This is a genomic window from Bacillus sp. BP-3 (assembly GCF_028401955.1).
GTDB lineage: Bacteria > Bacillota > Bacilli > Bacillales > Bacillaceae_G > Bacillus_A.
Genome location: NZ_JAQOTJ010000001.1, coordinates 199,876 through 219,088 on the forward strand (window position 1 = coordinate 199,876; position 19,213 = coordinate 219,088).

20 protein-coding genes, 1 pseudogene and 1 other annotated feature are annotated in these 19,213 nt (G+C 37.3%); all 21 genes and pseudogenes read left to right on the plus strand.

Features of this window, described 5'->3' with window-relative positions; genetic code table 11:
- Positions 1–129: 129 nt before the first annotated feature.
- Positions 130–690 carry a Maf family protein gene (locus PLX19_RS01050; protein WP_272186664.1) on the plus strand — a complete coding sequence of 187 codons (561 nt, stop codon included), beginning with the start codon at positions 130–132 and terminating at the stop codon, positions 688–690.
- A gap of 13 nt (positions 691–703) precedes the next feature.
- On the plus strand, positions 704–1,381 hold the full coding sequence (gene radC / locus PLX19_RS01055) for a RadC family protein (protein WP_272186665.1): 678 nt from the start codon (positions 704–706) through the stop codon (positions 1,379–1,381).
- Between the two features lie 169 nt (positions 1,382–1,550).
- Positions 1,551–2,567 (plus strand): cell shape-determining protein MreB, encoded by a 1,017-nt coding sequence (gene mreB / locus PLX19_RS01060; protein WP_272186666.1) that lies wholly within the window; start codon positions 1,551–1,553, stop codon positions 2,565–2,567.
- A 49-nt stretch (positions 2,568–2,616) separates the two neighbouring features.
- The gene (gene mreC, locus PLX19_RS01065; RefSeq protein WP_272186667.1) at positions 2,617–3,471 is read left to right on the plus strand and encodes a rod shape-determining protein MreC; all 855 of its coding nucleotides are present in this window, start codon (positions 2,617–2,619) and stop codon (positions 3,469–3,471) included.
- Between the two features lie 12 nt (positions 3,472–3,483).
- A complete protein-coding gene (mreD, locus tag PLX19_RS01070) occupies positions 3,484–4,026 on the plus strand; it encodes a rod shape-determining protein MreD (protein WP_272186668.1) in 543 nt (180 codons plus the stop codon).
- 35 nt (positions 4,027–4,061) lie between these two features.
- Positions 4,062–4,748 (plus strand): septum site-determining protein MinC, encoded by a 687-nt coding sequence (gene minC, locus PLX19_RS01075; protein ID WP_272186669.1) that lies wholly within the window; start codon positions 4,062–4,064, stop codon positions 4,746–4,748.
- Positions 4,749–4,750: 2 nt separating this feature from the next.
- Positions 4,751–5,548 carry a septum site-determining protein MinD gene (gene minD, locus PLX19_RS01080; RefSeq protein ID WP_272186670.1) on the plus strand — a complete coding sequence of 266 codons (798 nt, stop codon included), beginning with the start codon at positions 4,751–4,753 and terminating at the stop codon, positions 5,546–5,548.
- A gap of 216 nt (positions 5,549–5,764) precedes the next feature.
- Entirely contained in the window at positions 5,765–6,481 is a 717-nt protein-coding gene (locus PLX19_RS01085) for a M23 family metallopeptidase (RefSeq protein ID WP_272186671.1), read from the plus strand.
- On the plus strand, positions 6,474–7,334 hold the full coding sequence (locus PLX19_RS01090; RefSeq protein WP_272186672.1) for a M50 family metallopeptidase: 861 nt from the start codon (positions 6,474–6,476) through the stop codon (positions 7,332–7,334). Before PLX19_RS01085 ends, PLX19_RS01090 begins: the two co-directional genes overlap by 8 nt.
- Before the next feature lie 62 nt (positions 7,335–7,396).
- Positions 7,397–8,779, plus strand: coding sequence for an Rne/Rng family ribonuclease (locus PLX19_RS01095; protein ID WP_272186673.1), 1,383 nt, complete (start codon positions 7,397–7,399; stop codon positions 8,777–8,779).
- Positions 8,780–8,856: 77 nt separating this feature from the next.
- Positions 8,857–8,934 (plus strand) — a sequence feature (ribosomal protein L21 leader region).
- Between the two features lie 14 nt (positions 8,935–8,948).
- A complete protein-coding gene (rplU, locus tag PLX19_RS01100; RefSeq protein WP_272186674.1) occupies positions 8,949–9,257 on the plus strand; it encodes a 50S ribosomal protein L21 in 309 nt (102 codons plus the stop codon).
- 11 nt (positions 9,258–9,268) lie between these two features.
- Entirely contained in the window at positions 9,269–9,613 is a 345-nt protein-coding gene (locus PLX19_RS01105; RefSeq protein WP_272186675.1) for a ribosomal-processing cysteine protease Prp, read from the plus strand.
- 3 nt (positions 9,614–9,616) lie between these two features.
- Positions 9,617–9,907 (plus strand): 50S ribosomal protein L27, encoded by a 291-nt coding sequence (gene rpmA, locus PLX19_RS01110; RefSeq protein WP_017150650.1) that lies wholly within the window; start codon positions 9,617–9,619, stop codon positions 9,905–9,907.
- Positions 9,908–9,972: 65 nt separating this feature from the next.
- Positions 9,973–10,521 (plus strand): sporulation initiation phosphotransferase B, encoded by a 549-nt coding sequence (locus PLX19_RS01115; RefSeq protein ID WP_272186676.1) that lies wholly within the window; start codon positions 9,973–9,975, stop codon positions 10,519–10,521.
- Complete coding sequence (obgE, locus tag PLX19_RS01120) at positions 10,521–11,807, plus strand: GTPase ObgE (protein ID WP_272186677.1); 1,287 nt, start codon at positions 10,521–10,523, stop codon at positions 11,805–11,807. The genes PLX19_RS01115 and obgE overlap by 1 nt, the downstream gene beginning before the upstream one ends.
- Positions 11,808–11,953: 146 nt before the next feature.
- Positions 11,954–12,661 carry a response regulator transcription factor gene (locus PLX19_RS01125; protein ID WP_272186678.1) on the plus strand — a complete coding sequence of 236 codons (708 nt, stop codon included), beginning with the start codon at positions 11,954–11,956 and terminating at the stop codon, positions 12,659–12,661.
- Positions 12,651–13,733 carry a sensor histidine kinase gene (locus PLX19_RS01130; protein ID WP_272186679.1) on the plus strand — a complete coding sequence of 361 codons (1,083 nt, stop codon included), beginning with the start codon at positions 12,651–12,653 and terminating at the stop codon, positions 13,731–13,733. Before PLX19_RS01125 ends, PLX19_RS01130 begins: the two co-directional genes overlap by 11 nt.
- A 93-nt stretch (positions 13,734–13,826) precedes the next feature.
- Entirely contained in the window at positions 13,827–14,603 is a 777-nt protein-coding gene (locus tag PLX19_RS01135; RefSeq protein WP_272186680.1) for an ABC transporter ATP-binding protein, read from the plus strand.
- On the plus strand, positions 14,578–16,491 hold the full coding sequence (locus PLX19_RS01140; protein ID WP_272186681.1) for an ABC transporter permease: 1,914 nt from the start codon (positions 14,578–14,580) through the stop codon (positions 16,489–16,491). Before PLX19_RS01135 ends, PLX19_RS01140 begins: the two co-directional genes overlap by 26 nt.
- 47 nt (positions 16,492–16,538) lie before the next feature.
- Positions 16,539–18,456: pseudogene (locus PLX19_RS01145) on the plus strand (ABC transporter permease).
- A gap of 97 nt (positions 18,457–18,553) precedes the next feature.
- Positions 18,554–19,213: prephenate dehydratase (gene pheA, locus PLX19_RS01150; protein WP_272186682.1), on the plus strand; the 660-nt coding region annotated here is incomplete at its 3' end.

Here is a 19,213-nt window from a genome sequence, read left to right on the forward strand (position 1 = left end):
TTGTGCTTTTTCCTTTCTTTTGTATTTTTTTAAAAGAAAAATGATATTTTTAAAATTTGAGGAGAATCTATACATTTAGTATGGTTATGCTGTATCTTCCTGCTAATTTTAAAAATGAAAGGAGAACGTATGAAAAAACTTATTTTAGCGTCTGGTTCACCAAGACGTAAAGAATTACTTGAGCTTGTGGATATGCCATTTGAGGTTGTAGTTAGCGATGTGGAAGAAACGATTGGAGCATATTCATCACCACATGATATCGTAATGTCACTTGCGTTGCAAAAAGCATCTGCCGTAGCAAAGGATTACGAAGATGGTGTTGTGCTTGGTGCTGACACAATTGTTACTTTTGAGTCGCGTATTCTAGGAAAACCAGAGGATGAGAGTGAAGCGAAAGAAATGTTACGGCTCTTGTCAGGAAAAACTCATGAGGTGTATACGGGAGTTGCTCTTATTTCAAAAGAAAAAACAGTGACATTTTATGAGCGTGCTGAAGTAACATTTTGGGAATTAACTGAAGAAGAAATTCATGCATATGTACAAACGAAAGAACCGCTTGATAAAGCTGGTAGCTATGGGATACAAGGAAAAGGTGCAGTTTTTGTTCAGCATATACAAGGTGATTATTATGCGATTGTTGGTTTGCCGATTGCACGTGTTGTGCGCGAGTTGAAACAATTTAATATGTAAAGGAGGCTGGAATATGAGCTGCATTCGTGATGTTGTGAAAGAAGATCAACCACGGGAACGTTTATTGCTAGAAGGAGCAAGCAGCTTATCAAACACAGAACTTCTCGCTATATTACTTCGAACAGGTTCAAAAGAGGAGTCGGTCTTAACATTAGCAAATCGAATTTTGCATTACTTTGACGGATTACGAATGTTAAAAGATGCGACAATTGAAGAGATGACAAGCATTCATGGTGTTGGGGTGGCAAAAGCATCCCAACTTATTGCTGCTTTTGAACTTGGACGAAGAATGGTACGCTTAGAATATCAAAATAGATATAGCATTCGTAATCCAGAAGATTGCGCACGTTATATAATGGAGGAGATGCGCTTTTTACAACAGGAACATTTTGTATGTTTATATTTAAATACGAAAAATCAAGTGATGCATCGACAGACGGTATTTATTGGAAGTTTGAATGCCTCGATTGTGCATCCGCGCGAGGTGTTTAAGGAAGCATTTCGCCGCGCTGCTGCCTCTATTATCTGTCTTCATAATCATCCTTCGGGCGACCCCACGCCAAGCAGAGAAGATATTGAAGTCACGAAAAGACTTGTAGAATGCGGGAAAATTATTGGGATTGAAATTCTCGATCATATTATTATTGGTGACCATAAATTCGTCAGTTTAAAAGATAAAGGTCATATTTAAGACTATTTTTTTTCTTTATTTTGTTTTATAATGTGAGTTATGAGTTTTTTGTAGGCTTTCGTCTACACTATAACAAAGAACATGTAAAAACGTTATGTTTTATATAAATATAATAATGTTGAAAGAAAAAATGAGCATTTTTTTAAAATTAGAAAGGAAGATATAGAATATGTTTGGATTTGGTGGTTTTACTCGTGATCTTGGAATAGACTTAGGAACAGCGAATACGCTTGTATATGTAAAAGGAAAAGGTGTCGTTGTACGCGAGCCATCTGTTGTGGCATTGCAAACAGACACAAAACAAATTGTTGCAGTTGGTAACGATGCAAAACAAATGATTGGTCGTACACCTGGAAATGTTGTGGCACTTCGTCCGATGAAAGACGGTGTTATCGCAGATTATGAAACAACAGCAACAATGATGAAATATTATATTCAACAAGCACAGAAATCAAATGGCTTCTTCTCTCGTAAGCCTTATGTAATGGTATGTGTACCATCTGGTATTACAGCGGTTGAAAAACGTGCAGTAATCGATGCAACTCGTCAAGCAGGTGCACGCGATGCATACCCAATTGAAGAACCATTTGCAGCTGCAATTGGTGCAAACTTACCTGTTTGGGAACCAACAGGTAGTATGGTTGTAGATATCGGCGGTGGTACAACAGAAGTTGCGATTATCTCTCTTGGCGGTATTGTAACAAGCCAATCTGTTCGTGTTGCCGGTGATGAAATGGACGATGCAATTATTCAGTACATTAAGAAAAACTACAATTTAATGATCGGGGAACGAACTGCAGAAGCATTAAAATTAGAAATTGGTTCTGCTGGCGAGCCAAACGGTGTTGAGCCAATGGATATTCGTGGTCGTGACTTAGTGACTGGACTACCAAAAACAGTATCGATTCGCCCAGAAGAAATTGCATCAGCGTTAAAAGATACTGTAGATGCAATTGTTGAGTCTGTAAAAAATACATTAGAAAAAACTCCACCAGAATTAGCAGCGGATATTATGGATCGTGGTATTGTTCTAACAGGTGGTGGTGCGTTGCTTCGCAATTTAGATAAAGTAATTAGCGAAGAAACAAATATGCCAGTTCTTGTTGCAGAAAACCCATTAGATTGCGTAGCAATTGGAACAGGTAAAGCGTTAGACAACATCGACCTTTTCAAAAGTGCTCGATAAAATCCATTATTTCAACATAAAAAATTAGGGAATTTAAGAGGGTGTGAACGTGCCACAGTTTTTCTTAAACAAAAGATTAATTGTTTTATTAGTTAGTATTATTCTTCTCGTGGCATTGATCGGAATCTCATTGAAAGAACGGAAAAATCTAACGTGGCCAGAGCAGTTTGTAAAGGATACCGTAGGAGTTGTAGAACGTGTATTTCAAAAGCCAGCGAATTATGTTGCCGGATTCTTTGAGAACGTAGAAGATGTAAAGCGCACGTATGAAGAAAATAAAGAATTAAAATCGAAATTGGACAAGTATGCAGAGCTGTCCGTAAAAGTAAAAGAATTAGAAAAAACAAATGAAGAACTTCGTGATATTCTTGGAAAAAAAGATACACTGAGTGATTTTAAACCGATTCAAGCAACTGTTATTGCTCGCAATCCAGATAAATGGAATGACTTAATCGGGATTGATAAAGGTGCACAGCAAGGCATTCAAAAGGATGCGGCTGTTATTACATCAAAAGGTTTAGTTGGAAAAGTAAAAAGTGTTTCACAATTTACTTCAACGGTTGAGCTAATCAGCTCATTAAACCGAACAAATCGTATTTCAGCTGTTGTCCGAGGAGATAGTAATGTTTTCGGGTTAATTGAAGGGTACGATAAAGAGAAGCAGCAACTTGTTTTCACAAAAATTCCATCTGGTGTCAAAGTAGAGAAGGATCAAACAGTTGTAACTTCTGGTCTTGGCGGTGTGTTCCCAGATGGATTGGTTATTGGACAAATCGTTGAGGTAACAGCGGATGAGTACGGATTAACACAAACAGCTTATATTAAGCCTGCAGCAGACTTAAGTGATGTTAGCAATGTTATGGTTGCTAAACGGACTATGTCGACAGTAGATTTAGGGAAATAGGAGGGGGAAGAGATGGAGATTTTAAAAAAAGCGATTCTTCCTCTTCTACTTCTTCTCGTATTTGTATTGGAGAATATGTTTTCTACTATTGTTCCAACGAGTCTTTTTTGGAAGAATACAATTGTAGCACCACATTTTTTAATGATTGTTTTATGCTTTATTGCAATTTACTTTAATTCTGTACATGGTGTTTACTATGGGCTATTATTTGGATTTTTATTTGATATCGTGCATACAGAGTTAGTTGGTGTGTATATATTTGCTTATCCAATTTTAGTGTATCTTGTCTATCAGGCAATGCGAATTTTACAAGTGAACCTTTTTATCGTGTTCTTTATTGTATTAGCGAGCATTGCTGCGTTAGAGTATTATGTGTATGGATTTTTGACGTTAATTGGTCGTATTCATATACCAGCGCATATCTTTTTCACAGATCGTCTTCTTCCGACGCTGTTGTTGAACGGAATTTTTTTACTACTGTTTTGCTTCCCACTGCAACGATATCTTTTACGTCTTTCAGACGCTATGGAAGAAAAAGAAAAAAGGATTTTCTGATTTTATGTCGAATTAAATCGGTGGGGTGAGCATTGGTGACAGAAAAAAAGCAACAAAATGTGACTATAAAAGGAACGAAGGATGGTTTAGCATTACATCTGGATGATTCCTGTTCATTTCGTGAATTGCTGCAAGAACTTGACGAAAAGCTTTCCACTCATTACTACGAGGGCGATGGACGCTCTCTAATTGAAGTGCAGGTGAAAGTTGGGAACCGTTATGTAACAGAAGTCCAACAAGAAGAGTTGCGCACACTTATTCGTAATAAAAAGAATTTAGTCGTAGATTCTATTGAGAGTGATGTTGTAACGAAAGAACAAGCGTTGGCATGGAAAGAAGAAACAGAAATTGTTTCTGTTTCAAAAATTGTTCGCTCAGGTCAAATATTGCATGTAAAAGGCGATTTACTATTGATTGGAGATGTGAATCCAGGCGGTACGGTTATCGCTGGAGGAAATATTTTTATTATTGGAGCATTACGAGGAATTGCACATGCTGGATATTATGGGGATACAGGGGCTGTTATAACAGCTTCTGTTATGAATCCAATGCAGCTTCGGATAAGCGATGTGACAACGCGCGCTCCTGAGGAGAAAGAAGACGGGGCGGAAGGGGCAGAATGTGCCTACATTAATGAGAATAATCACATTGTTGTCGATCGCATTCAACTTCTCACTCATCTTAGACCTAATTTAACAAGGTTAGAAAGGGGAATTGTATAGCTGTGGGAGAGGCAATAGTTATTACATCTGGAAAAGGCGGAGTAGGTAAAACTACAACGTCTGCAAATATTGGTACAGCCTTGGCTTTATCTGGGAAAAAAATATGTTTAATTGATACAGATATCGGCTTGCGAAATTTAGACGTAGTAATGGGATTGGAAAACCGTATTGTATATGATCTCGTTGATGTTGTTGAAGGACGTTGTCGTTTACCTCAAGCTCTTATTAGAGATAAGCGCTTTGATGAACTTTATTTATTACCTGCAGCACAAACGAGTGACAAGTCGGCAGTAACACCTGAACAAATGGAAGAATTAATACAACAATTACGTCAAGACTATGATTACATATTAATTGATTGCCCAGCTGGCATTGAACAAGGTTTTAAAAACGCTGTGGCAGGTGCTGATAAAGCGATTGTTGTGACAACACCAGAAGTATCTTCAATGCGTGATGCTGATCGGATTATCGGACTATTGGAAAAAGAAGATATCGAGCCGCCTAAGTTAGTTATCAATCGTGTCCGCAGTCATATGCTACATGAACAAGATATGTTGGATGTAGATGAAATTGTACGTACCTTGTCTATTGAATTGCTTGGGGTTGTTGAAGATGATGATGCGGTGATTCGAGCAACAAATACAGGAGAGCCTGTAGCTTTGCAGCCGAGTGGAAAGGCATCCATTGCTTATCGAAATATTGCAAGACGCTTGCTTGGAGAAAATGTGCCATTGCAACCGCTTGAAAATGAAAAAGAAACGGTATTTACGAAAATGAAGAAATTCTTCGGAATACGCTAGGAGCACTTCGCATATATGCGGAGTGCTTTTTTTGCCCTGCTATACGTGGGCAGTAAGATCCCGATTGGGCGGAAAACACTGATTAAAGTTTCACTTTATTTTGAGGATAGCTGCTGGTATACGCGCTGACCTTCTAGGAGAAAAGCATTCCTATGAATATCTTTCCCGGACAACTCATACATATGTACAAACTGATGGGAAGAGGAAGGGGTCAGAATGAGAAATAAACAAGTAGAAGAAATTAAAAAGCGTATTGAGAAGAGAAAAGCGCAGCAGGAAAGAGAAGATGAATTGTTTTCGTATGAAGAACAAGACTATACACCGCTTCTTGTTGAAGAAGGAGAAAAGACACATCCTCTCTTCCGAAAGGAAATATTTCTTTTTAAGCTACTGCTATCGGCTATTCTTGTTCTTGTCGTAGCCATCTTATTTAAAAACACAACAACTTCTTTTGAAGGTCCACGTACAGTTGTTGAACAAACAATGAAAGAAGAATTTCAATTTGCAACTGTGTCGAAGTGGTATGAATCAAAGTTTGGAAAACCGCTATCTTTTTTACCTTCCAGTGAAAAGAAAACAAAGCAGAAAGAAAAGAATTACGCTGTTCCCGCTTCAGGAAAAGTAACGCAAAGTTTTCAGGCAAACGGACAAGGGGTGTTTGTCCAAACAGCCGCAAATGCCGTTGTAGAATCAGTTAATGAGGGTATTGTTGTCTCGATTGGTCAAAAAGAGGGGTTTGGAAATACAGTTGAAATCCAACATGCAGATGGTACGGAATCTTGGTATGGAAATTTAGGAGAAGCATCAGTTAAGTTATATGATTATGTAGCGAAAAAGCAAAAAGTTGGAACAGTTGCAAATGGAAAGTTTTATTTTGCGTTCAAAAAGAATGAAAAATTTATCGATCCAATTCAGGTGATTTCATTTGAATAAATATAGTGGGATTTTTTCAAAGATTACCATTCATCCGTTGTTTTGGGGAGTTATAGCAATTGCGGTTTTTACGGCTCGTTTTAAAGAGGTACTTATTTTATTTTTCATTGTTTTTATTCATGAATTAGGTCATGCGATAGCAGCCGCTCATTTTAAATGGCGCATTAAACAAATTCAGCTCTTGCCATTTGGTGGGGTAGCTGAGCTTGATGAGCATGGGAATAAGCCGTTAAAAGAAGAAATGATTGTTATTATAGCAGGGCCTGTTCAACATATATGGATGGTAGCTGCTGCCTATTTATTGTACACAATAGGCTGGATGGGGGAAGGCCTTTACCATTTTTTTCTGTGGAACAATATGACCATTTTATGTTTTAATTTATTACCGATTTGGCCTCTTGATGGAGGGAAGATTGCACTAAATATATTATCGCATCGCTTTCCATTTTTACAAGCGCACAATATTATGATGAGAATTTCAATTGTGTGTCTTAGTGTTGTATTTGGGCTGCAGCTTCTTTGGAATGGAAAGAATGCAATGGTGTGGGCGTTACTTCTTTTTTTAGTATTTTCTTTATTTCAAGAATGGAAACAACGTCGTTTTGCATTTATGCGTTTTTTGTTGGAGCGGTATTACGGAAAGAAGCGAGAAATTGCCAAGGTCACAACAATTACAGTTCGAAAGGAAACGAGTTTATATCATATTTTCACTCAGTTTCGAAGAGGATATAAGCATTCAATTATCATAAATGGAGAACATAAAAATCAATACACGCTAGATGAAAATGAATTGCTTTACGCATATTTTACAGAAAAAAGAACAACATCATCTGTAGAAGAGTTAATAGGTTAGTGTTGACGGTAACACTAACCTTCTATTATTGTATAAAAAAGGATAAAAGAGAGGAATAGACTTTGAAGACGCTATACATAAATTACATCGGTTCGGAAAAGCGAGTTGCTGTTGAAGAAGAGAAAGAAATTGTAGAACTCTTATGGCAACGAAATGAACAAGAACAAATTGTTGGAAATATATATATTGGTCGTGTCATGCGAACAATCGCGGGAATGAATGCTGCCTTTGTCAATGTTGGCTTGGAGAAGCATGCTTATTTATCATATGAAAATGTGCCATCATCTATGCGATTACACGAAGGGCAATCGCTTCTTGTACAAGTTGTGAAAGAAGCGATTGATACGAAAGGACCAAAAATAACAGCAAATATAGAATTCACCGGGAGATATGTTGTATATATGCCCTATGACACGGTTTTTGCCGTTTCCCGGAAAATAAAAGATGAGAAAAAGAGAGAACAACTTCTTGCGCTAGAAAAAACAGGAGGATTTATTTTTCGTTCTGCATGTGAAAAAGTACAATTACAAGAAGTGCAAGCCGAGATGCAACGCCTTCAATCTCAATTTGAACTTGTGAAAAAACAAGAACAACGAGGAAAGGCACCGCTTCTCGTTTATTCTCCTTCTAGTTTTTTAGATCGAATTTTTCAAGAAATACCAGTAGAGACAGTTTCGCAAGTGATTGTAGATCAGCGCAGTATGATACAAGAATTAGAAGGAAAAATAGGTGCAGAAAAAGTTACTTTCTTTCATGAAAAGACACCGTTATTTGCTCGCTATGGAATTGATCGTGAAATTGAAAAGGCGCTAAAAAGAATAGTGTGGCTTCCAAATGGAGCGTATTTACTCATTGAACAAATGGAAACGATGACTGTAATCGATGTAAACACTGGTAAATTCACCGGGAAACAAAATTTACAAGATACAGTACTGCGCACAAATGAAATAGCGGCAAAAGAAATTGCACGGCAGCTGCGACTTCGTGACATTGGCGGGATGATTTTAATTGATTTTATTAATATGAAGCGCCATGAGGAAAAAGAAAAAATAAGAGGAATTGTAAAGTCGTACTTAGAAAAAGACCATACTTATACGAGGGTATTAGGATTTACAGAGCTTGGTATTTTAGAAATAACAAGAAAACGAAAAAAACAATCGCTTCGTGATATGCTGTTAACAGATTGTAAAATTTGTCAAGGCAGTGGTTATATGTTATCACATGAAACGGTAGCATATGAGTTAGAGAGAGAACTAATTGCTTATAATGGGACAGATGATGAAGCCGCTCTTATCGCTGCTCATCCGAGTGTGCAACAAATCTTTTTTGAGAAAGAACTGCAGCGCAATATATCTTTTCAAATTTGTTTTATTGATGATGAAGCAGCACGTTACACGATTCAACGCTTTGGAACGAAGAAAGAGATATGCGTGCGGAAAAAATAGTTAGTAGAAGATTCATTGACAATAGACTATGTTTCATGATAACATCTCTATGTTATAGTTTATAGCACCTAAACTGCTATATACTACAACCGCACAGGACAGGTTCCTAAAAGACATTGTATGTCTACCTCGTTTTGGCGAGTCTTAGTAATTATGAGGAGGTGCAATTATGTACGCAATTATCGAAACAGGTGGAAAACAAATTAAAGTTGAAGCTGGTCAAGAGATCTACGTTGAAAAATTAGATGTAGAAGCTGGTGAAACTGTTACTTTTGACAAAGTTCTTTTCGTTGGTGGCGAAACTGTTAAAGTTGGTAGCCCAGTTGTAGAAGGTGCAACAGTTACTGCGAAAGTTGAAAAACAAGGTCGCGCTAAGAAAATCATCGTTTTCAAATACAAAGCGAAAAAGAACAATCGTAAAAAACAAGGTCATCGTCAACCATACACGAAATTAGTGATTGAAGCAATCAACGCTTAATTCGGGTTGTCATGATTAAAATTACGATTAACCGCACGAATTTAGGAAGTATCCAATCATTTAAAATGACCGGGCATGCGAACTTCGCTCCGCATGGACAAGATCTTGTCTGCGCTGGAACGACAGCGGTTGTGTTTGGTGTAATAAATGCAGTGGAATCACTTTGTAATGTGCAAGCAACCATTGAACTTGGAAAAGATGGTGGATTCTTAATGTATGAATTGCCTAGTGATCTAGACGATTCCACAAAAGAAAAAGCATGTTTTCTGTTAGAGGGCATGGTTGTTTCGCTTAAAACGATTGAACTTGATTACGGAAAGTATATCCGTTTAATAGAAAAAGTGCAGGAGGTGTAACGTATGTTAAGATTAGATCTTCAGTTTTTCGCATCTAAGAAAGGTGTGGGTAGTACAAAGAACGGTCGTGACTCTCAGTCAAAACGTCTTGGTGCTAAACGTGCAGATGGTCAAATGGTTTCAGGTGGTTCAATTCTTTACCGTCAACGCGGTACAAAAATTTATCCAGGTGTTAACGTTGGTCGTGGTGGCGATGACACATTATACGCGAAAGTTGACGGCGTAGTACGCTTCGAGCGTCTTGGCCGTGACCGCAAACAAGTGAGCGTATATCCTGTTGCTCAAGAAGCATAAGAAACTCACGGAAAACTCTAACCTGAGTGCAGGTTAGAGTTTTTCTATATTAGAGGGGTATATGAATGGAAGAAAAATGGACAATTATAGATGCGTTGCGTCATTCAAGACATGATTGGCTTAATCGTATGCAGATGATTAAAGGAAATCTTTCGCTCGGAAGAGTGGAAGAAATTCATGGACTCATCGATCGTTTTGTCCAAGAAGCGAGACAAGAATCGAATCTGATGGGGCTTTCTATGCCCAAGTTTTCAGAATGGATTTTAACATATAATTGGAAACAGCACCCGTGCTTGTTGGAGTACGAAGTATTAGGAGAAATACATAACTTATCGCATCTAGATGAAAGAGTATCTGTATGGACGGCTCAATTTTTCCAAATACTTGAGCATAGTTTAGACGTTTATGTTGAAAATTATGTTTGTATCACAGTTGAATGTGAAGAAGAGGATGCTCGTTTCTTTTTTGATTTTCGTGGTAAGCTAACAAATGTACAAGAGATACAAGAGTGGCTTGCTAGTCAACATAATAAATGGTTCTCCATTTCTTATACAGTGCGAGATAAAGAAATCTCGGTTATATTACAACTACTAGAAAAAAGTGTGGTGAGATAATGTTTGTAGATCAGGTCAAGATATATGTAAAAGGCGGCGATGGTGGTAACGGAATGGTTGCGTATCGTCGTGAGAAATATGTTCCAAAAGGTGGCCCAGCAGGCGGTGACGGTGGTAAAGGTGCCGATGTTGTTTTCGTAGTAGACGAAGGATTACGTACATTAATGGATTTCCGCTATCAGCGTCATTTTAAAGCGGATCGCGGTCAACATGGAATGAGTAAAAACCAACATGGCCGTAAGGCAGATGATTTAATTGTAAAGGTTCCGCCGGGAACAGTTGTAAAAGATGTAGCTACTGGTCAAATTCTTGCGGATTTAGTAACGCATGAGCAATCAGCAGTTATCGCAAAAGGTGGTCGTGGTGGCCGTGGTAACTCACGTTTTGCGACGCCAACGAATCCAGCTCCAGAAATTGCTGAGAATGGTGAACCAGGTCAGGAACGTGAAGTCGTACTAGAATTGAAAGTGTTAGCTGATGTAGGTCTTGTTGGATTCCCGAGTGTCGGTAAATCAACATTATTATCTGTTGTATCATCAGCACGTCCAAAAATTGCTGAATATCACTTTACAACAATTGTTCCAAACCTTGGAGTAGTTGAAACAGGGGATGGACGCAGTTTTGTTATGGCTGATCTTCCAGGATTGATTGAAGGGGCGCATGCAGGCGTTGGACTTGGACATCAATTTTTACGTCATATTGAGCGTACACGCGTTATCATTCATGTGATTGATATGTCTGGTTTAGAAGGACGCGATCCATATGAGGATTACGTAACAATTAATAATGAATTAAAAGAATACAATCTGCGTCTAACAGAGCGTCCACAAGTTGTTGTTGCAAACAAAATGGATATGCCAGATGCAGAAGAAAACTTACAAGTGTTCAAAGACAAAGTGGGCGATGAAGTAAAAATCTTCCCAATCTCTGCAGTTACGCGTCAAGGTGTTCGTGATTTACTATTTGAAGTAGCAAATCTTATCGAAACAACACCAGAATTCCCAATACATGAAGTTGTAGATGAATCTGAAGCAAGTGTAATGTACAAATTTGAGGGTGAAGGCTCTAAATTTGAAATTACGCGTGAAAGCGATGGTACATTTGTCATTACTGGTTATGATATTGAGAAAACATTCAAGATGACGGACTTCAGCCGTGATGAGTCTGTCCGCAGATTCGCTCGTCAAATGCGCGGAATGGGCATTGATGAAGCACTACGTACGCGCGGTGCAAAAGACGGCGATATTGTAAAAATTCTTGAGTACGAATTTGAATTTATCGATTAAGGACTGCCGAAATTCGGCAGTCTTTTTTTGTATTGAAATAAAAAAATCTCCTCAAATGGAAATTTACCCTTATAATGGAAAATGGGTAGTGTAGGGCAGATAGTAATGATATCTACATGTACTTCTTATAAGGGAGTGAGAATGATATGTATAAAATATTAATTGTTGAAGACGATTTGAAAATTGGTGATATTTTAGAAGGGCACCTCGATAAATATGGTTATCAGTCATTTCGTGTACAAGATTTTCGGTATATAAAAGATGAATTTGCAAAAGTGAACCCCCATTTAGTTTTACTGGATATTAATTTACCATATTTTGATGGGTTTTATTGGTGCCGTCAAATTCGTACTGTTTCCAACGCGCCGATTATTTTTGTATCTGCACGTACAGGAGAGATGGATCAAGTAATGGCGATTGAAAATGGCGGTGATGATTACATTACGAAGCCGTTTCATTTAGATATTGTTATGGCAAAAGTAAAAAGTGCATTGCGCCGTGTGTATGGCGAATATGCTTCATCAACAGAAAGTGATTATTTTGGCGTGAATGGATTGCTTTTATATCAAGCGCAGCATATGGCAGAGTGGCAAGGAAAGCAAGTAGAACTTACAAAAAATGAGTACTATTTATTAGAATGTTTAATGAAGCAAGCGGATCAATATGTAACGAGAGAAGAGTTACTAGAAGCGTTATGGGATGAGATTGCTTTTGTTGATGATAATACATTAACTGTAAATGTAAAGCGTGTCCGTAAAAAGTTAGAAGAGATAGGAATTACTGATGCCATTGTTACGAAGCGGAGCTATGGATATGCGCTCTTAACGAATTGGGTGAACGAACATGAATCTTAAAAAATATGTGATGGACCGCATCGCCTTACTTGTTTCTTACATAATGAGTATCATCCTATTCGGTCTTGTCTTGCAACTGCAATCTTTTCTACAGAAACAATCTATAAATTGGAGTACATGGCTATATGGATTGTTATTATCAATTGTCGTTTTTGCTTTCTTTTTGATACATGATTATCGGAAAAGACGCGCCTTCTTACAAAAGGTAGAACATTACATTGCAGAGGGACAGGAGTTGCATCACTCTTTATCTGTCGGTTCATCTTATACATACGAACAAGAAACAATCGTGGAAGCTTTTTCGCTCTTAAGACAACAATATATGAATGAAATCCATGAAGGGCAGGCAAAAGGAGAACAGCAGACAATCTTTATGAATCAGTGGATTCACCAAATGAAAACGCCTGTATCTGTCATTGAATTATTGCTGCAAAAACTTGGACAAACACACCGCGAAGCAAGAGATACGATTGAAAGTATTCGTGAAGAAAATAATCGTATTTTACAAGGATTAGATTTAGCGCTTCACATGGCACGCCTCGAACAGTTTGGGAAAGATTATAAAATAGAAGAAGTCAATGTAGTGGACATTGTTCGTGACAATATTAATCAGCATAAAAAGACGTTCATTCAGTATGCTGTATATCCGAAAGTTATATTTGAGAAAGAACAGTACAGGGTAGCTTCGGATCAAAAATGGCTCAGTATTGCCATTAATCAAATTGTCATAAATGCTTTGAAGTATACAAGAATTACAGAGAAAGAGAAAAAAGAGATTACATTTCAAATCGAAGAAACAGAAAGTGTTATTGCATTGCATATTCGTGATAACGGAATAGGTATTCCAAAGCAGGATATAAAGCGAATTTTTGAACCGTTTTTTACGGGGGGCAATGGGCGAAAAACGAGAGAAGCAACAGGGATGGGGTTATATATTACAAAGCAAATTTGTGATCATCTTAGCCATGGAATTTCTGTACAATCAATAGAGAAGGAAGGGACAACATTTACATTCCAATTCTCAAAAGATAAAGGATATCATCAAATGATGAGGAAAATGACAAAATTGTAAGATAACAAACTGTTTTGTAAGGGAAATCACTCGTTACTTTCCTTCATTTTTTCTATAGTAAGAGTAAGAAGAAAACGTATAGGGGGATTCAAAATGAGTGTTCTTGAAGTAAAAGGTTTGACAAAGGTGTATCAATCAAAAGGATCGGTAACAACGACAGCGCTAAATAATATTAACTTTAAAATTGAAGAGGGTGAATTTGTCGGCATTATGGGACCATCAGGAAGCGGAAAAACAACGCTTCTTAATTTATTAGCAACGATTGATAAGCCGACATCGGGTCACGTTTATATGAATGGAGAAGAAATTAATCAAATGCGTGCTGCAAAGCTTGCGGCGTTTCGTCGAACACATTTAGGTTTTATTTTCCAAGATTTTAACTTACTTGATACGTTATCCATTAAGGAGAATATCATTTTGCCACTTGTAATGGCAAATCGTCCTGTGAAAGAAATTGATGCGAAAGTATTGGAAATTGCAAAGTTTTTAAACATAGAGGGAATTTTACATAAAAAAGTGTACGAAGTATCAGGCGGTCAGCAGCAGCGTGCGGCAGCAGCGCGGGCGATTATTCATCAGCCGACGTTAATTTTAGCTGATGAACCGACAGGAAACCTAGACTCCAAATCAGCTAAATCACTGATGGGTGCTCTACAGGAACTTCATGAAGAGAAGAAGGTAACGATTGCAATGGTAACGCATGATCCTGTTGCGGCAAGTTATTGTGAACGTATTTTATTTATTCGTGACGGTGAAATTTTCTCAGAGATTCATAAAGGAGAAACAAAACAAGCCTTTTTCCAAGAAATATTAGACGTACTTGCGATGTTGGGGGGAGAATACCATGAACTTTCGCCAGCTCGCGTTTAATAATGTCAAAGGGAATTGGCGCAATTACAAAGCCTTCTTAATTAGTAGCTGTTTATCGATTTTTGTGTTCTTTATGTATGCTTCGTTTATATATCATCCAGATGTTGTGAATGGTAACATTAGTATGAAAATGCGTATTGACAAAGGATTAGAGACATGTAATTATATTGTTATTTTATTTTCAGGGTTATTCATTTTATATTCGAACTCCATCTTTTTGCGGGCTCGTAAAAAAGAGCTAGGGTTATTTACTTTAATTGGTGCGACAAAAGGACAGCTAGGAAGAATGATCATGCTAGAGCAAATAATTCTTGGCTGCATTTCAATTGTCAGTGGAATTGCTCTTGGTATGCTCGGTTTACCACTCTTTTTTAAAGCAGTGAGTGCTGTAGTTGGAATTGAAAAAGCATTGCCATTTGTCTGGAATGGAAAGGCAATCGCAATTACTGCCGGTGTATATTTGATTCTCTTTTTCGTGTTATCATTATTTGGATTATGGACGATATGGAGATTGCAAATTATTGATTTACTTCGCGGCGCAAGAAAACAAAGAGTTGAGCCGTTTTCGTTTACATGGTTATTTTTAGCCGGATTACTAAGTATTATCGTTGCTTATGTTCTTTGCTTTCAAGTAACATTCATGAACCTTACGGTGTATTTCCTTCCAATTGTTGGTTTAACAATTATCGGAACATATTTTTTATTCACACAAGGAAGTGTTGTTCTATTAAAAGCATTGCAAAAAAGAAAGTCGCTTTTTTATAAGCAGCCGAATTTGTTTGTTATTAGTAATCTTGTTTATAAGATGAAAGATAACGCCCGTTTTCTGTTTGTTGTTTCGATCATCACAGCAATTGTTGCCTCGGCAATGGGAACGTTATACGTCTTCTTTGAGGATATGAGTGCAAAAGTAGTGCAGCATTCTCCTCATGCTATTTCCATTCAAGAAAAAGGAGTAAATTCTCATGAAGTGGTGAAAGAAGAAACATTGCAATCGCTGCTTAAAAAACATAATTTTGAACAGGCAAGAAAAGTAACCTTAACAGAAATACCAGGAACATTTCATATAAAATGGATGAAAGAAGAGAAAGAATTTGATTTAAGAATTATCTCTGAGCGAGAATTTAATGCAGAAGCACGCAAGCAACAGGAAGCAGAAATTCATAATAAACCTGGAACTGGCACAATGGTTGTGTTGGATATGATGAATGAACTCATGAAATTTGATGCAGCGAAGCCTTTTACATTTAAAGTACAAAATCAATCGTATGAGCTGAAATTAAATAAGCCGTATACAAAAGCGTTATTTAATACTGGTAATTTATTAGTTGTAAATGAACAAGACTACGCCAAGTATGCAGCTGCTGTCCCGGATGCAGAAAAGATGATGTATTACGGCTATTATATTCAAAACTGGAAAGATACGGAGGCTCTCGTGAAGGAATTAAAAGGTCACATCGCCGATGATAAAAAAGAAAATTTTGATAATGCTATTCTTGTTTATCAAAATGTAAAAGAAAATGGTGCGATTACGATGTTTATTGGTTTCTTCATAACAATATTGTTCTTCTTCTTTGCTTGCAGCATGACATATTTTAAGTGGTTTAATGATAAAGAACAAGACCGTATTCAGTTTCATTCTTTAAAACGAATTGGTATGACGGATCAAGAGATTCGTAAAATTGCAGTTCGGCAAATGGGAGCTATTTTCTTTATTCCGATTTTAATAGGTGTTTTGCATAGCGGATTTGCATTATATACACTAGGAAATATGTTGTATCTAGACTTATGGAAATCAGGAGCGGTTATTATTACAGCATATGTACTAGCATCCGCATTATATTTTGCCATTGCACAAAGAGGATATTTAAAGCACGTAAAAAGCTAGGACTTCCTAGCTTTTTACGTATGTAACGGATTTTAGGAGGGGGAAAGGTGAAGTTTTATCAACTTACTTTTCAAAATGTTAGAGGGAATTGGCACAACTACAAAATATTTTTCTTAAGTAGTTGTTTCTCTATTTTTGCCTTTTTTATGTATACATCTATTATTTTGCATCCTCAGTTAAAAGTGAGTGGGCTGTATAAAGGCTTACAGTGGGGCCTGATTGTATGTGATGTAATTGTAATTGCCTTTTCGATTCTATTTATTCTGTACTCTAGTTCAATTTTTATACAGTGTCGAAAAAAAGAATTTGGGCTATTCATCTTAATGGGAGCCACAAAAGTAAATCTTGTCTGGATGATGATCATGGAACAAATGGCAGTGGGACTCCTTGCGAGCTTTTTCGGCATTGGGATTGGAATATTATTTTTAAAACTATTTTTTATGATTTTTAGTTTGTTGCTTAATATGTCGACTGAATTGTCGTTTGTGCTCAGTTCAAAAGCTATTGTGATAACGTTTATGACATATGGTGCTATATTTCTTCTTTTAGCTATTTTTAGTGCGCTGCGCATATGGAAAATAGAAGTTATTCATCTATTAAAAGAAATGCAAGAAGGAAAAAAAGAAACAAGAAGTAAGAAGTAAGAAGTGGCTTTGTTGGCTTGGTTTCATCTGTATAAGTATCGGTTATGGTTTAACAACAAAAGTGACGATGATGAATATTGCCTTGTACTTTATACCTGTTTCTATTTTAACGATAGTTGGTACGTATTTTGTATGTACACATGGCCTCGTTCAAGTATTACAAGGAATTAAAAATAGAAAGAGTGTCATGTACCGCTATCCGTATGTATTCGTTATCAATCAGTTGTTACATACAGTGAAAGATAATCGGCGCTTTTTCTTTATTTTATCTATGCTAACAACGATAGTAGTAACGGCGACAGGCTCTGTTTATTTGTTTTTTTCAAACATGAGAGAACTATTTCGCTATGAACAGCCGCATGCTTTTTCCTATGTTGAAAAAGGTATTGACTCTAAGGAAGTAATGGAGAAAGAGACGGTCGAAAAGCTATTGCGTAAGCACGGTGTCAACGATTTTCGATACGTAACATTTGTCGGACTCCCAGCAACATTTCAATTAGATTCTGGTAATGAGTCTTATGCAACTGTAATTGGAGAAGATGAATACAATAGAGAAGCGAAAGGACAGTCGAAGCAGCAGATTCATCCGAAAGAGGGAACAGTAACATTCATTTATTATAGTAAGTATGATCTTCTCCCTAAAGATCCTAAGAAGTATATAAATTTTAAAGTACTAGGGGAAACATATCGCTTTACATATAACGGAGCATATGAAGGGAATGCATTTAATAGTGATACAAGTCAGCGGAGCGGAAGATTCTTCGTTATGAACAATCGAGATTTTCAGAAGCTTTCTCGTCAAGTTCCGAATCGCGAAAAATATGTATACAACGGATATGAAGTAAGAGATTGGGATAATACAGAAAGATTAGGCGAAGAATTACAATCTCACATTTTAAAAGGGAAAGAGTCAGTAACTCGTAATAATATGTACATATATAAGATGACGAAAGACGGAGGGAATCTAGTATTATTTGTCGGTTCGTTCATTAGTGTTCTCTTTTTTCTAGCATCCTGTAGTACAGTTTATTTTAAATGGTTTCATAATATTGAATATGACCGCATGCAATATCGATCTCTTTTGAAAATAGGGATGACAAAGCAAGAAATAGATAAGGTTTCACGTTGGCAATTAGGAATTCTATTCTTTTTCCCAGTTCTATTAGGAAGCGTACATAGTGCGGTTGCTTTACATACGTGCCAAAAGGCCTTTTCTATGAAATCATCTGGGGGCGTTTTAGAGGTCATTGCTATTTATCTTATCGCATGTGCACTCTATTTCTTCTTTGCGCAAAAAGAATATATGAAACAGATCGGCTAGCTCTTGCTAGTCTTTTTTGTTGTAATTTTCGAAAAACAAGTAGAAGAATAGAGGTGTTTATGATATAACAGTAAGAAAACGAAAAAGAGGGGACGAGATGACGATTCGAGTTGGCTATTTAGGACCGGAAGCAACATTTACAAATATGGCGGTGAGTCGCTTCTTTCCTGAGGCTGAACATGTACCGTATCGAACTATTCCAGATTGTATAGATGCAGCGGCAAATGATGTTGTCGATTTTGCAGTTGTCCCGCTTGAAAATGCGATTGAAGGCTCCGTTAATATTACGATTGATTATCTTGTGCATGAGCAAACACTGCCGATTGTTGGCGAAATTACAGTGCCTGTCCAGCAACATTTGCTCGTTCATCCACAGCACGCACAGGCTTGGCAAGATGTATATGCAGTGCATTCTCATCCGCATGCGATTGCGCAGTGTCATAAGTTTTTAAATCAAGAATTAAAAGGTGTAACGGTGCGTGACATGACATCAACGAGTGCTGCTGCGCAGTTTGTGATAGAACATCCAAATGAAAAAATTGCGGCAATTGCTAATAGGGATGCGGCAGAAAAGTATGGGTTATCGATTGTTCAACGTGATATTCATACGCATAAAAATAATCATACGCGTTTTCTTGTGTTACATAAGAGCGAGCGTGTGGAATTACCGAGAAATGGAGAGCGACGCGGGACGAAAACAACGCTTATGATAACGTTACCTTCAGACTATGCAGGAGCGTTATATCAAGTATTATCC